Raw genomic sequence first — 14855 nt, 5'->3', positions numbered from 1 at the left:
CGCAGGCAAGCCAGCTCCCACACTGGATTTGTGGTGCCGGTTAGAACTGTTCTGGGCGGGGAAGGCGCTGGGACAATTCATCGAGCAGTTTTTGCTCGCGCTTGTCTTCGATGGCTCGCGCTTCGTCGATGTAGCGCTGCACCAGCTTGCGCAGCCCCTCGACCCGGGCAAACGCCTGTTGCCAGGCCTCGCGGGCTTTGTCGAGGTTGGTCTCGTGCCAGGCCAGGCTCTGGCGTTGCTGGCCGACGGCGGTTTCAAGCTGATTGAGAAAGCCCTGGTACCCCATCAGCCACTGGCCAGAAACACCCTGGCTGCCGCGCTCGATCCACTGTTGTTGGTACTCGCCACGAAAACGCTCCAGGTCGCCCAGCTTGCTTTGGGCCAACCGCACCTGGCCTTGGAAGTAGCCCAGGCGCTGTACGGCGGCTTTCTCGGCCTTTTCGGCCATGTCCACCACCGGGGCCAGGCGTGCGGCGCGGCTGTTGGCCATGGCTTAGCCGCCCGGCGCCGGGGCGAAGATGGACTGCAAGTGCGACTGGCTCTCGCCCATGGTGATCTTGTCGTTGAGACCCTGGCGCAGGTAGGTCACCAGTTGCGGCTGCAAGGCGATGGCCAGGTCGGTGTCGCGGTCGCCACCGGCCACATAGGCGCCGACGCTGATCAGGTCACGGCTTTGCTGGTAACGCGACCACAGCTGCTTGAACTGCTGGGCACGGGCCATATGCTCCGGCGTGACCACCGCCGGCATCACCCGGCTGATGGACGCTTCGATATCGATGGCTGGGTAATGCCCCTCTTCCGCCAGGCGCCGCGACAGCACGATGTGGCCGTCGAGCACGCCCCGGGCCGAGTCGGCAATCGGGTCCTGTTGGTCGTCGCCTTCAGACAACACGGTGTAGAACGCGGTGATCGAGCCACCGCCGGCTTCGGCATTACCGGCACGCTCTACCAGCTTGGGCAGCTTGGCAAATACCGACGGGGGGTAACCCTTGGTCGCGGGCGGCTCACCGATGGCCAAAGCGATCTCGCGCTGGGCCTGGGCGAAACGCGTGAGGGAGTCCATCAGCAACAGGACGTTCTTGCCCTTGTCGCGAAAATATTCGGCAATGCGCGTGCAGTACATCGCCGCACGCAGGCGCATCAGCGGTGCATCGTCTGCCGGAGAAGCGACGACAACGGAACGCTTGAGCCCTTCTTCACCGAGGCTGTGCTCGATGAACTCCTTCACTTCGCGGCCCCGCTCGCCGATCAGCCCCACCACGATGATGTCGGCCTCGGTAAAGCGCGTCATCATGCCCAGCAATACCGACTTACCCACGCCGGTACCGGCGAACAGGCCCAGACGCTGGCCGCGACCGACCGTCAATAAACCGTTGATGCTGCGAATGCCCACGTCCAGCGGCACGCTGATGGGGTTGCGCTTGAGCGGGTTGATGGTGGGGCCGTCCATCGGCACCCAGTCTTCGGCCTTCATGCCGCCCTTGCCGTCCAGCGCACGACCGGCCCCGTCGAGTACGCGGCCCAGCATGCTCATGCCCATGGGCAGGCGGCCGGTGTCGGCCAGCGGTACCACGCGGGCGCCGGGGGCAATGCCGGTGAGGCTGCCGACCGGCATCAGGAAAATCTTGCTGCCCGAAAAGCCCATCACCTCGGCTTCGACTTGCACCGGGTGGTAGCTGTTGTCGTTGATCACCAGGCAGCGGCTGCCCATTGCGGCGCGCAGGCCTTCGGCTTCGAGAGTCAGGCCGACCATGCGCAACAAACGCCCTTCAAGAACCGGCTGGCCGGGCAACTCAGTGGCCTCGGCGTAGCTGCCCAGGCGCTTGGCGAAGCTCGTGCGATCAAGGCGCATCGGTGGCGTCCAGGTCAACGCTCAGGTCAGGCTCGGCGGGGTGCAGGGCTTGTTCATGCAGTTGATCGAACAACTTGGCCATGATCTGGCTGATGCGGGTTTCCACCGTTGCATCGATGCGGCTGTGCTCGGTTTCGACACGGCAACCACCGGGCTGCAACGAAGCGTCTTCGACGATGCGCCAGGTTTCTTCATGACGCTCGCGCAGGGCTTTGACCTGTTCGAAATCCTGCGGATTGATGTACAGCCGCACATTGCCGACGCCCAGGGGCAGCAGCTTGAGGGCTTCACGCATCACGCCTTCGATCTGGCTGGAATCGAGCACCAGCTCGCGCTGGATCACCTGACGAGCAATGTGCTGCACCAGGCCAACCATGGATTTTTCCAGCTGCGAGTCCTGTTCGGCGATAGGGTCGAACAGGTTGCCCATCAGGCGCTCCAGGCTACCCAACTTGGTGTCCAGCGCCGCTTCGGCCTCCTGGCGAACCTTGAGGGTGGTGCTGCGAAAGCCGTCTTTTTCCCCCGCCGCGAAGCCTTCGTTGTAGGCCTCCTGGCGAATGGTTTCCAACTCTTCGAGGGTCAGTGGCTGGACTTCATCCAGTGGCACTTCTTCCATCTCTGCCGGAGGTTCTTCAACCGGTTCAGGCTCGGGCTCCGGCACATGGGGGTCGAAACTGGGCAGCGACCAGATGTCGAAGCCGCCGACATCCCGCGCGCGAATCAGATCGCTGGGCGCCTCATCTTTAGTCGACATGCAAGGCGCCTTAGATCATTTCTTCGCCGCCCTTCCCGCCGAGAACGATTTCTCCGGCTTCGGCCATACGGCGGGCAATGGTGAGGATTTCTTTCTGGGCGGTTTCCACGTCGCTGACGCGCACCGGGCCCTTGGCTTCCAGGTCGTCGCGAAGCAATTCGGACGCACGCTTGGACATGTTCTTGAAGATCTTTTCTTTGACGTTTTCGTCCGAGCCCTTGAGCGCCAGCACCAGCACGTCCGAGGACACTTCGCGCAGCAGCGCCTGGATGCCGCGGTCGTCGACATCGGCCAGGTTGTTGAACACGAACATCAGGTCTTCGATCTGGCCGGACAGGGTGTCGTCGATCTCGCGGATCGAGTCCATCAACTGACCTTCGACCGAGCTGTCGAGGAAGTTCATGATGTCGGCTGCGCGCTTGATGCCACCCAGGGTGGTGCGCGAGGCGTTGGAATTGCCGGAGAACTGCTTCTCCAGAATGGTGTTGAGTTCTTTGAGCGCCGCCGGTTGCACGGTGTTCAGCGACGACACACGCAGGATGATGTCCAGGCGCACTTTATGGTCGAAGTGGCCAAGCACTTCGCCGGCCTGGTCCGGGTCCAGGTAGGCCACCACGATCGCCTGGATCTGCGGGTGCTCGTAGCGGATCACGTCGGCCACTGCCCGCGGCTCCATCCACTTGAGGCTATCCAGGCCGCTGGTGTTGCCACCCAGCAGGATGCGGTCGATCAGGCCGTTGGCCTTGTCTTCGCCCAGGGCCGAGGTGAGCATCTTGCGAATGTAGCTGTCGGATCCGACGCCCAGGCTGGTCTGGTCGCCGACGATCTCGACGAACTCGCTCATCACCTGCTCGACTTGCTCGCGGTGCACATTGCGCATCTGCGCCATGGCCACGCCCACTCGCTGGACCTCTTTAGGGCCCATGTGGCGCAGCACTTGGGCAGCGTCGGTTTCACCCAGGGACAGCAGCAGCACGGCGGCTTTGTCGACCCGGGACAGCTTGGCCACAGCGGCTCGATCATTCATCTGCGTTAATCCACTCTTTCACGACCTGAGCCACACGGCCCGGGTCTTCTGCCACCAGACTCTTGATTGCGTTCAACTGAGCGTCATAGCCTTCGCTCGGGCTTGGCAACAGGATGCTTTGCGGGCCGCCGAGGCTGACGCGGTCGTTGGCCAGTTCGCCGTCCAGGCCGCCCATGCCACCCAACTCGACGTCGCCACCGGCCAGCGCCAGTTGCTTCTTGCCGCCGCCAGTGATGTTGTTGAGCACCGGGCGCAATACGCCGAACACCAGCACCAGGATGAACAGCACCCCCAGCACTTGCTTGACGATGTCCCAGAACCACGGCTGGGTGTAGAACGCCGGGTCAGCGATCACTTCACCGCGCTCGGCGGAGAACGGCATGTTGATCACGCTGACGCTGTCGCCACGGCTGGCGTCGAAGCCAACGGCGTCTTGCACCAGGCGGGTGAAGCGCGCCAGTTCGTCAGCCGTCCACGGCGCACGGGTCACCGCGCCGTCCGCAGGGTTGACCTTGACCTGGTCATCGACCACCACCGAAACCGACAGGCGATTGATCTTGCCCTGCTGCTGCTTGGTGTGGCTGATGGAACGGTCGAGTTCGAAGTTCTTGGTGGACTGGTTACGCTTGTCCGCAGGGTATGGCGCAAGCATCGGCTGGCCGGTGGCCGGGTCCATGATCTGCTGGCCGTTGGCGTCCAACAGCGGCTGGCCAGGCTGGATCGCGCCAGCCGTGGCGGCGGCGCCACCGGTGGTTTGCGGTGCCGAGGCCGGCGCGGGTGGCTGGTTGCTCAGGGCGCCTGGCACACCTTGGGGGCCATTGCTGGCGGTGCGTTGTTCGCTGGTGGACTGCTCGCTGCGCAGGGCCGGCTGGTCCGGGTTGAACTGTTCGGAGGTGGACTCGACGGCGCTGAAGTCCACGTCGGCCGACACTTCAGCCTTGTAGCGGTCGTTGCCCAGTACCGGTTGCAGAATGTTATGCACGCGCTGGGTGAGCATGCTTTCCATGCGGCGGCTGTAGTCGAACTGCTTGCCGGCCTGGGTCAGCGCGGAGTTTTCGGCCATGTCGGACAGCAGGTTGCCCTTCTGGTCCACCACGGTGATTTGCGACTTGCTCAATTCGGGAACACTGGTTGCCACCAGGTTGACGATCGCCAGTACCTGGCCAGGCTCCAGGGAGCGGCCAGCAAACAGCTCGACCAAGACCGAGGCGCTGGGCTTGCGTTCGTCACGCACGAACACCGAGCTTTTCGGAATCGCCAGGTGCACACGGGCGGCCTTGACGTTATTGAGGCTGGAAATGGTGCGCGCCAGTTCGCCTTCCAGGCCACGACGATAGCGGGTGGCTTCCATGAACTGGCTGGTGCCCAGGCCCTGGTCCTTGTCGAGGATTTCAAAACCAATGTTGCTGTCGGACGGCGCCACGCCAGCGGCGGCCAGTTTCATCCGCGCGCGGGCTACGTCGTCAGCTTTGACCAGCAAGGCGCCGGAGTTGGGCTCCACGGTGTAGGCGATGTCGGCGGCGGCGAGGGTTTCCATGATCTGCTTGGAATCCATGCCCGACAGGCTGCCGTACAGGGGGCGGTAATCGGGTTGCTGCGACCACAGCACCACGGCAAAACCAATCGCCACGCTGGCGGCCAAGCCCACCATCAGGCCCACCTGACGCAGCATGGTCATTTCCGAGAGGTTTTCCAGGAACGACAGGCCAAACAACGGCGGTTTGCCGTCGGCCTTGGCGGGGAGGTTGTCGGAGACTGCTTCAGCCATGACTTAAATCTCGTCCTTAAACCGGCATCTGCATGATGTCTTGATACGCCTGAACCAGCTTGTTACGCACTTGGGTCAAGGCCTGGAAGGACACACTGGCCTTTTGCGAGGCGACCATCACATCGGTGAGGTCCACGCCGCTTTTACCGATCTCGAAGGCCGTCGCCAACTGGCTGGACGCCTGCTGGGTATCGCTGACTTTATTGATTGCCTGACCGAGCATGTCGGCAAAATTGCTTTGGCCCAATTCCGGCGCTGGCGCGACGGATTTCGGTTGAGCCATGGCATCCATTTGCATGGCGCGCATATCCAACATCAACCGATTGAACTCAATACCCTGGCTCATGACCTTCTCTCTCCGACGACCCGCAATTTTTTGACACTACGCAGCGGTTACTAGGGGTGGTAGCAACAAGGGTGCCAGCTCTGGAGCAACTCGTAAGAAAAGGCGACAAAGCTTGTCGAACTTGTTACCGCACGTTTTTGGTAGGAGCGAGCTTGCTCGCGAAGAACTCATGGACGCCGCGAGCATCCAGGAAGCACGCGTTATCGTTGACGTTTTTCGCGAGCAAGCTCGCTCCTACAAAAAAACGGTATGGGCGCGAAGTCAGGTGGCGAACAGATAGGCTTCCACATCCATACCGGCGTCGCGCATCTGCGCCAGCTTGTAGCGCAAGGTACGCGGGCTGATGCCCAGGCGTTCGGCCGCTTCTTTGCGGCGGCCACGCTCGGCGCGCAGGGTGTCGATGATCATCTGGAATTCACGGCGGCGCAGGTCATCGCCCAGGGCACCGGCTGATTCCGCCTCGGCGACCACTGGAGCCGGGGCCAGGCTCGGCAACGGCGCAGCGCCATTGCCCATGGCCAGGCAGAAATCCTGGGGCTGGATCAAACCGCCCTGCTGCAAAATCAGCGCACGCTGGATCGCGTTGTCCAGCTCGCGCACGTTGCCCGGCCATGGGTAACTGACCAGGCACGCCTGGGCCTCGGGCGACAAACGCGCCTGGGCATGCTTCATTTTTTTGACGTGGTTGTTCAGCAGGCGCTCGGCCAGGGGAATGATATCCGCCGGGCGCTCACGCAATGGGCGCCAGGCCAGCGGGAACACCGACAACCGGTAGAACAGGTCTTCACGGAAGCGCCCCGCCGCCACTTCACCCGCCAAGTCGCGGTTGGTGGTGGCGACCACGCGGATATCCAGCTGGATCGGCTTGCGTGCGCCCACGCGCTCCACTTCACGCTCCTGCAATACCCGCAGCAACTTGGCTTGCAGGCCCAGGGGCATTTCCGAGATTTCGTCGAGCAGAATGGTGCCGCCGTCGGCTTGTTCGAACTTGCCGGCCTGGGCCGCGATGGCGCCGGTGAACGAGCCCTTTTCATGGCCAAACAAGGTGGCTTCCAGCATGTTGTCGGGGATCGCCGCGCAGTTGATCGCAATGAATGGTTGTTTGGCACGGCCCGATTGCTGGTGGATATAACGCGCCAGCACTTCTTTACCGGTGCCGGACTCGCCGGAAATCAGCACAGTGGAATCACTGCGCGCCACCCGCGCCGCCAGTTCCAGCAATTGCGCGCTGGCCGGCTCAAAGGCAATCGGGCCATCGCCGTCGGCTGCGGGCATTACGCCCAGGGCATGCCGGGCGACCAGTTCGATCAACGCCTTGGGTTCGAACGGCTTGACCAGGTAATCCGCCGCGCCCTGACGCATGGCATCCACCGCCCGCTCCACCGCGCCATGGGCGGTCATCAGCAGCACCGGCAGCTGCGGCTGGCGCACCCGCAGCAGGCCGAGCAACTGGTGGCCGTCCATGCCGGGCATGTTGACGTCGCTGACCACCAGGCTGAAGGTTTCCTGCTCGACCGCCTCCAAGGCTTCCTCGGCAGAGCCGACCGCACGGTAGTCATGGCCCGCCAACAGCAGCGTGTCAGCCAATGCTTCACGCAGGGCGCGATCGTCTTCCACCAATAAAACCTTGATAGCCATCATCCTCTTACTCCGCGCTTGCCGCGCTGGAAAACAGCGGCAAGGTCATCAATGCACAGGTGCCACGCCCCAGGCGCGAACGCAGCTGCAATTGTCCCTGATGGGCACGGGCCACTGCCTTGACCACGGTCAGGCCCAGGCCAGTGCCGTTGGTCTTGGTGGTAAAAAACGGCTCGCCCAGGCGCTGCAGCACCTGCGGGGCGATACCGCTGCCGCTGTCGCTGACGCACAGGCGCAGGGTTTGTCCGCGGCTATACAGGTGCACTTTCAGGCGCACCCCGGGGCCACTGGCCTGGGTAGCGTTTTCGATCAGGTTGAGCAGCGCGCCCACCAGGGTGTCGCGGTTGCACAGCAATTCGCCCTGGTGGCTGTCGCACTGCCAGCGCAGGTTGGCCTCCTGCACATGGGTCGCCGCTGCCGCTTGCAGCGACTGCATCAAACCGGCAGGGGTAACGCGATCGGTCAGCGGCAGTTCGCCGCGGGCAAATACCAGCATGTCACGTACTTGGTGTTCCAACTCATGCAGGCGCTCCTTGAGGCGCCCGGCAAAGCGTTGGTGGGTGGCCGCTGGTAATTGCTCGTCAGTCAAATGGCTGGCGTAGATCAATGCCGCCGACAACGGCGTACGAATCTGATGCGCCAAGGAAGCGACCATCCGCCCCAGGGACGACAGCCGCTCATGGCGAGCCAACTGATCTTGCAGGTGCCGGGTTTCTGTCAGGTCATTGAGTAGCACAAGCTGGCCCGGCTCGGCGTCCAGGGAACGGGTCGCAATGGACAACCGGCGCCCGTCCTTGAGGGAGACTTCGTGGCCGTCGTCTTCACGGGGGGCGAAACAGCGGGTGATGACTTCACGCCACAGCTCGCCTTCCAACGGCAGGCCAAGCAGGTCGCAGGCGGCCGGGTTGGCTTCGCGCACGCGGCCTTGGTCGTCGATGACGATCACGCCACCGGGCAACAGGTCCAGCAAGTTTTGCAGACGGTTGGCCAGACGCTCTTTCTCGGCCAGCTCTTGCATGCGCTGGGCGCTGACCACAGCCAGTTCGCCTTTAAGCTCGGAAACCCGGGCCTCAAGCAGGCTGTAGGAGTCGGTCAGCTGGTTCGACATCTGGTTGAACTGCGAGAGCGCGTGCTCCAGGCCCTGGCGGGTCGGCGGTTCTACAGGCGAAACCAGCCCCTGGATGGCAGGGGCCGAAGATAGTTGGGCGGCGTGGGGCATGATGCTCTCTCGCTTGGCTGACCGTCAGTTAAACGGAACGTTGCGAGGGCTGTAGCAATACCCGTGCCGAAAAAAATATACCTATAAATCAAGTAGTTGAAAAACAGGCGTCAATCATCCGCCTGTTCATCACCTTCTTTGCGGCTCATCCCGTACTTGCGCATCTTCTCCACCAGGGTGGTGCGACGGATACGCAGGCGCTCGGCGGCACGGGCGACGATGCCGTTGGCATCGTCCAGCGCCTGTTGGATCAGGCCTTGTTCCAGGTTGCCGAGGTAGTCCTTGAGATCTAGGCCTTCGGGCGGCAACATCGCGCTAGCGCCGAAGTCTGGAGTATGGCCGTTGATTGCCACGCGCTCTTCCATGTCGCTGCGCAGGCTGTCCATCTGCTCGTCCTCGTCGTCGACGTAGCGGAATTTCTTCGGCAACTCGACCACGCCGATCACCCCGTACGGATGCATGATCGCCATGCGCTCCACCAGGTTGGCCAGCTCGCGGACGTTGCCCGGCCAGCCGTGGCGGCACAGGGACATGATTGCCGCGGAGTTGAAACGAATGGAGCCGCGCTTCTCGTGCTCCATGCGCGAGATCAGTTCGTTCATCAGCAACGGGATGTCTTCCACGCGCTCGCGCAGCGGGGCCATCTCGATAGGGAATACGTTGAGGCGGTAGTACAGGTCTTCGCGGAAGCTGCCGACCTCGATCATGCTTTCGAGGTTCTTGTGGGTGGCGGCAATGATGCGCACGTCCACGCTCTGGGTCTTGTTGCTGCCCACGCGCTCGAAGGTGCGTTCCTGCAATACGCGCAGCAGCTTGACCTGCATCGGCAACGGCATGTCGCCGATTTCGTCGAGGAACAGGGTGCCGCCATTGGCCAGCTCAAAGCGCCCGGCACGGCTGGTGATCGCCCCGGTAAAGGCGCCCTTCTCGTGGCCGAACAATTCGCTTTCCAGCAGCTCTGCCGGGATCGCCCCGCAGTTGACCGGCACAAAGGGCCCGTCGCGACGCTTGGAGTGATAGTGCAGGTTGCGCGCGACCACTTCCTTGCCGGTGCCCGACTCGCCGAGGATCAGTACGCTGGCGTCGGTGTCGGCCACTTGCTGCATCATCTGGCGCACGTGCTGGATGGCGCGGCTGGTGCCGACCAGGCTGCGGAACAGGTTGGGTTCACGGTGACGGCCGCGCTCGCGGGCCTGGTCGTACATCTCGCGATAGACCTGGGCACGGTGCAGGGAATCGAGCAATTTGCTGTAGCTGGGCGGCATTTCCAGGTTGGATAGCACGCGGCGGCGCTGGTCTTCCGGCAGGTCCACGGAAGAAATATCACCCATTAGCAACACCGGAAGGAACTCATCCCAGGTAGACAGTGTCTTTAACAGGCCCAGAACTGCGCCAGGAGCGTTTACCGTCCCGATCAATACACAAATGACTTCACGGCTCGACGACAACGAGCTGACCGCCTGCTGCCAATCGTGGCTGCCGCAGGGCAAATTTTCTTCACCAAGAAAATTTAAAATCACCGCTAAATCGCGGCGGCGGACGCTATCGTCATCGATCAGCAGAATTTTGGTTTCACGCCACATGCAATAGCAACTTCCCTAGTAAAACTTCCTGCCCCGGAATGAGGGCAATCAAGACGTCTGTAAGATTTCTTACCTTCTAGACGTCTGAAATCTGAAAACAGCACTAGTTAAGTCAAAAATGATGGCATAGTCAAATATATGACGCGCCGTTCGGATTAACTGCGCCCTTTCAACCGAACAGATGGTAAACCTTTGACGCATTTTTCGCTTGGTTGATCTGCGACATCTCTTCGAAAATCGCCTGGCGCTCGCCGGTCGTCACTTCAAGCAACTGCTGGTAAACCGCCAACAGGCTTTCCAGCTTTCCACGCAGCGCATCCTCATCCACCGGCGCTTCGCTCAGCACCTGATCGATCACACTGCGGCAGCCCAGGTCGAGCTCGCTGATGGCATCCCAGTTGCGCGCAGCCAGCGCGTCGACCAGGGCTTCACGGGTTTCATCAATGCGTTGCAGTGCGTGGCTCATGACGAGTTCCTCAAGGCCCGTGGCCTTATTCTGCTGCGCCTTGTGGCGCGCCGATAGCATCCCAGCCTTCTTTTACGGTAATCATCAAGCGAGCGACTTCGTCGATGATCTCGGCGTCGTTTTGTTGGTTAGCCTCCATCAACCGGTTGGTCATGTACACATAAAGGCTTTCCAACTGCTGAACATAAGCCGGGTTATCACTCTTTTCAGCATCCAGGCCATCGCGCAGCCCGATAACGATGTCGATGGCCTTGCCGAGCATCAAACCCTTCTGTGCGATGTCACCGCGCGCCAGGGCGCCCTTGGCCTGGGACATGCGATCCAGGCCGCCTTCCATCAGCATCTGCACCAGGCGATGCGGGCTGGCTTCGGAAATCTGTGCGTGGGAATTGACCTTCTGGTATTGGCGAAGGGCTCGCATGGGGTTCATGTTTCTACCTCGTGACAGGCGACAGCGAAAAGGATTCTAGTAACCAATATGTCGACTGGGCCGCAAAAAGCTTTAACACCGGTCGTCTTTCGGTACGAAAAGGCCAGGCAGGTTGCCTGGCCTTTTGCGTGAGTGGCGATCAGTTATTGGTTTTAGGGTTGTTCAAGGCATTGAGCGTGGTCATGACGCTAGTGCTTTGCTGGCGCAGTTGGGCAACCAGGGTGTCCATGGCGTTGTATTTGGCGGAGAGGCTGTTGGTCAGCAGTTCCATGCGCTCGTTCAGGGTTTCCTGCTGCTTTGCGATGTCCTTGAGGCTATCGGACAAGGAAGTGGAACGTGTCGCCAGCACCCCGGTTGAGGCCTTGGCAAAGTCATCCGTTGCACTCTTCATGCGCGCCAACATGCCATTCTTGCCAGCGAACATACTGTTGATGTCGGCCGCATTGGTCTTGACTGCAGCGTCCCACTTTTTATCGTCCATGGACAGCAAACCAGTAGTAGAGCTGGTGCTGACGCCAAATTGCGCCAGGGACTTGAACTGACCGGTACCGGAAATGGTATTGAACTCATTGCGGATCGCCGCCTGCAGCGAGCGCATGGTGGAGTCGCCAGTCAGGGCAGCGGCCGTGGTGCTGCCGTCCAGGTTCTTGGTGACCTTGGTTTCGGCGTTCATTGCCGTGATCAGGGCGTTATAGGTGTCGATGAAACCCTTAACGCCAGACTTGAGCGCGGTGTTGTTGGTACTGACAGTGATGAGCGTCGCATTGCGCTCAGGCGTCGGAGAAGTGTCGCCCGCAGTCTTTAGTGCGGATACCGAGACCAGCTTGATATTTACCCCGCTGAGCGCACCCTCGATGTTGTTGGATTTGGAGACAGATGCAACACCATCGATGCTGTACAGCGCGTCCTTGGGCTCGTCGATAACCGTCGAGCCGACATCCAGCCCCGAATTACCCGACAACTTCAGATCCGAACCAGTGCCCATAGTGGTCGACGTCAGGATCAGACGCGAACCATTGGAGTCGGTCTGGATGTTGGCGCTCAACCCGGAGGTGCCGAATTGGGTGTTGATCGAATCGCGCACCTGCTGCAACGTTGCTCCAGCCGGGATATTAACGTCGTAACTCTTGCCCGACTGACTGATTGTCAGGGTCGTAGGCTTGTCGGTAGCGTTGACCACGCTGTTGGCACCACCGGTGAAGATTTTGCTCGATAGCTTCGAAGGCTGCGCCAACTGGTTCACGATCAGCCGGAAGCTGCCGTTGGAGGCTGTATTGCTCGCAGTCATGGTCGCAACTTTTTCATCCGAAGATGAGCCGGTCAAACCCGTGAAGCTGGAGCTGGCAGTCATATTGTCGAGAGCGCCACGGAATGCATCCAGGGCGGCCTGAATCTTGCCGATCGAAGACAGCGTGGTGGTCGCCTTCTGAGACGCGGTATTGATCTGCGTCTGCTTGGGCACCTTTTCGGCGTCCACCAAAGACTGCACAATCTTTTGCGTGTCGATATTCGAACCAATACCACTTACGGTTGTACCCGCCATCTTCGTATCTCCTGTTCGGTGGCTGCCGTTATCTTGACTTATTGCGCCTCAAGACCTGACAGCAACAAATTTCATGCCAGCTCACACCTTGTCGTCAAACAACACGTTGCTTGCGCTGGAAAGGTTTTGTGCCAGTTTCAACGCCGTTTCCGACGGAATCTGACGGATCACTTCACCACTGTCGGTGGCGATGACCTTGACCACGACCCGGTGGGTCGAATCGTCAATGGAAAAATCCAGGCTGCGCTGGGCAGCCTGGACGAATTCGCGAATGTCGGTTACTGCTTTTTCCAGGTCCGCGCGCTCAGGCTCTTTGCCGGTTGCCGCCACTTCCTGGGCCTTGCTGCTGCTTTGATCGGCAGTCACCTTGGGAGGCGCGCCTTGAGGGGCAACCGGCGGATAAGACTGGTTCAGCTTTACACTCATGTCCATGTCCAATCTCCTCTAAACCGAAAAAACGGAAGGGCACGTAAACGCGCCCTTCCGTTAGTTACCAAGCGCGCTGATTACTGAAGCAGTTTCAGTACAGCGGATGGCAGCTGGTTAGCCTGCGACAGGATCGCGGTGGAAGCCGACTGCAGGGTTTGTTGCTTGGTCAGTTCGGCGGTTTCGGAAGCGAAGTCGACGTCCTGAACGGTAGAGCGTGCAGCGGTGGAGTTCTTCTGAATGTTCTGCAGGTTGTCTGCAGTGGTAGTCAGACGGTTCTGGGTAGCACCCAGGCCCGAACGTACGCTGTCGATGGTGCCGATGGCCTTGTCGATTACAGCCAGAGCGTTCTGAGCATTGGTAGCGTCAGTCACGTCGGTTTGGGCAACGGAAGTCTTCTGGGAAGACACCTGAGCTGCGCCGAACAAAGTGGTTACCGAAGTACCGGTAGCGCCGTTGGCCAGGGAGTAGCCCTTGGACGAATCCAGGGAGATCTGACCAGTTGCAATGATTGGATCGTTGACAGCAGCGCCCAGGTTAGTAGCGGCAGCTGCATATTTGCCAGCACCGTCTTTTACGTTAACGCTGACAGCATCAGCACCCAGCGCGTCGCTGGTAAACTTGATGTTTTCACCGGAGTCGGATTTGACTTCCAGAGTGCCCTTGGCTTCGTCGTAGTTAACGCTCACGCCCAGTTTGGCAGCGTTGGACTTCAGTTGATCAGCCAGGTCGGCAGTGCTGGTTACGCCAACGATTTTGACGGTAGCACCACCTACATCGATCGAGAAGCTGGCTGGAACACCGGCAACAGGCGGAGTTGCAGCAGGATCGCCCTTGGTTTTGGTCTCGTCTACCGAGAACTTGACTTCGGTGCTGGCAGTAGCGCTCAGGCCACCGATGGCGCCGTTCAGACCGGCAGCAATGGTCTTGGCAGAGTCAGCAAGGTTGACAGCAACGTTTGCAGTCTGGCCATTGCCGGTGATGGCGATCGAACCAGCAGCCAGGCCGGTAGCGTTAGGCGTCAGCGCGCCGGATTTAACCTGCTGCGAACCAATGTTGTTAGCCGCAACGTTTTCCAGGCTCAGGTTGATAGTTTCGTTGGCGTTGGCGCCAACCTGGATAGCCTTGGTACCGTACGAACCGTCCAGCAGCTTCTGGCCACCGAAAGTAGTGGTTTGCGAGATACGGGTCAGTTCCGAAGTCAGGGCCTGGTATTCGTCGTTGTTCGACTTACGGTCGTCGGCGCTCAGGGAGCCGGTAGCCGAGGACAGGGCCAGGGTACGCATTTTTTGCAGGATGTCGGTCGAAGCCTGCATCGCGCCTTCAGCGGTCTGAGCGATGGAGATGCCGTCGTTCACGTTTTTTACAGCTTGGCCCAGGCCGTTGATTTGGCTGGTCAGGCGGTTAGCGATCTGCAGGCCGGCAGCGTCGTCTTTAGCGCTGTTGATACGCAGGCCGGAAGACAGGCGCTGCATGGAAGTGGCCAGGGCGCCGCCAGCTTTGTTCAGGTTGCCCTGAGTCGTGATGGAAGCAATGTTGGTGTTTACTGTTAAAGCCATGACGAAATCCTCGTTGGATGGATACTGCGGCTTCCGGCCCTGGCAACCGCCGGGTGTGGCCTGAGAACCTACGTAATAGTTATCGTCGTGGTAGCCGGTTGCTTGAGGGTTTTTTTGATTTTTTTTACTAGCCCTGTGCCAGCCCTTGTATTTCAACGGCTTATAGAGGCGTGAAACGCCAGTAATCACGGGTTACTGGCGCCAAAACTTCGCCTTCAAGACGCCCCCCCCTGGTAGGAGCGAG

The 14855-nt window shown here is 60.5% G+C and carries 14 protein-coding genes; all 14 read right to left on the bottom strand.

Annotated features, from left to right (window positions below):
* Positions 1 to 40 precede the first annotated feature (40 nt).
* Entirely contained in the window at positions 41 to 490 is a 450-nt protein-coding gene (fliJ, locus tag ACTJLA_RS25490) for a flagellar export protein FliJ (protein WP_034126787.1), read from the bottom strand.
* A 3-nt stretch (positions 491 to 493) separates the two neighbouring features.
* The gene (fliI, locus tag ACTJLA_RS25485; RefSeq protein WP_034126786.1) at positions 494 to 1852 is read right to left on the bottom strand and encodes a flagellar protein export ATPase FliI; all 1359 of its coding nucleotides are present in this window, start codon (positions 1850 to 1852) and stop codon (positions 494 to 496) included.
* Entirely contained in the window at positions 1842 to 2606 is a 765-nt protein-coding gene (gene fliH / locus ACTJLA_RS25480; RefSeq protein ID WP_072447515.1) for a flagellar assembly protein FliH, read from the bottom strand. Before fliH ends, fliI begins: the two co-directional genes overlap by 11 nt.
* Before the next feature lie 10 nt (positions 2607 to 2616).
* Positions 2617 to 3633 (bottom strand): flagellar motor switch protein FliG, encoded by a 1017-nt coding sequence (fliG, locus tag ACTJLA_RS25475; RefSeq protein WP_003192957.1) that lies wholly within the window; start codon positions 3631 to 3633, stop codon positions 2617 to 2619.
* Positions 3626 to 5401, bottom strand: a complete 1776-nt coding sequence (gene fliF / locus ACTJLA_RS25470) for a flagellar basal-body MS-ring/collar protein FliF (RefSeq protein ID WP_014719351.1) — start codon at positions 5399 to 5401, stop codon at positions 3626 to 3628. Before fliF ends, fliG begins: the two co-directional genes overlap by 8 nt.
* A gap of 16 nt (positions 5402 to 5417) precedes the next feature.
* On the bottom strand, positions 5418 to 5747 hold the full coding sequence (gene fliE, locus ACTJLA_RS25465) for a flagellar hook-basal body complex protein FliE (protein WP_003192959.1): 330 nt from the start codon (positions 5745 to 5747) through the stop codon (positions 5418 to 5420).
* A gap of 261 nt (positions 5748 to 6008) precedes the next feature.
* Entirely contained in the window at positions 6009 to 7385 is a 1377-nt protein-coding gene (locus tag ACTJLA_RS25460; RefSeq protein WP_032897832.1) for a sigma-54-dependent transcriptional regulator, read from the bottom strand.
* A gap of 7 nt (positions 7386 to 7392) precedes the next feature.
* Entirely contained in the window at positions 7393 to 8604 is a 1212-nt protein-coding gene (locus ACTJLA_RS25455; RefSeq protein WP_314547152.1) for a sensor histidine kinase, read from the bottom strand.
* 110 nt (positions 8605 to 8714) lie between these two features.
* Entirely contained in the window at positions 8715 to 10187 is a 1473-nt protein-coding gene (locus ACTJLA_RS25450) for a sigma-54 dependent transcriptional regulator (RefSeq protein ID WP_034126784.1), read from the bottom strand.
* Positions 10188 to 10356: 169 nt separating this feature from the next.
* Positions 10357 to 10653 (bottom strand): flagellar protein FliT, encoded by a 297-nt coding sequence (locus ACTJLA_RS25445; protein ID WP_034126783.1) that lies wholly within the window; start codon positions 10651 to 10653, stop codon positions 10357 to 10359.
* 25 nt (positions 10654 to 10678) lie between these two features.
* The gene (fliS, locus tag ACTJLA_RS25440) at positions 10679 to 11083 is read right to left on the bottom strand and encodes a flagellar export chaperone FliS (protein ID WP_054898643.1); all 405 of its coding nucleotides are present in this window, start codon (positions 11081 to 11083) and stop codon (positions 10679 to 10681) included.
* Between the two features lie 139 nt (positions 11084 to 11222).
* Positions 11223 to 12626, bottom strand: a complete 1404-nt coding sequence (gene fliD, locus ACTJLA_RS25435) for a flagellar filament capping protein FliD (RefSeq protein WP_198790843.1) — start codon at positions 12624 to 12626, stop codon at positions 11223 to 11225.
* A gap of 81 nt (positions 12627 to 12707) precedes the next feature.
* Entirely contained in the window at positions 12708 to 13058 is a 351-nt protein-coding gene (locus tag ACTJLA_RS25430) for a flagellar protein FlaG (RefSeq protein ID WP_034126780.1), read from the bottom strand.
* Between the two features lie 74 nt (positions 13059 to 13132).
* Positions 13133 to 14611: a flagellin N-terminal helical domain-containing protein gene (locus ACTJLA_RS25425; RefSeq protein WP_198790844.1), complete on the bottom strand. Its 1479-nt coding sequence runs from the start codon at positions 14609 to 14611 to the stop codon at positions 13133 to 13135.
* Positions 14612 to 14855 lie beyond the last annotated feature (244 nt).

Origin of the sequence: Pseudomonas sp. 22072, assembly GCF_052046095.1 — a bacterium.
In the GTDB taxonomy this organism is placed as follows: domain Bacteria; phylum Pseudomonadota; class Gammaproteobacteria; order Pseudomonadales; family Pseudomonadaceae; genus Aquipseudomonas; species Aquipseudomonas paracarnis.
This window is presented reverse-complemented; position numbering and strand designations above follow the sequence as displayed.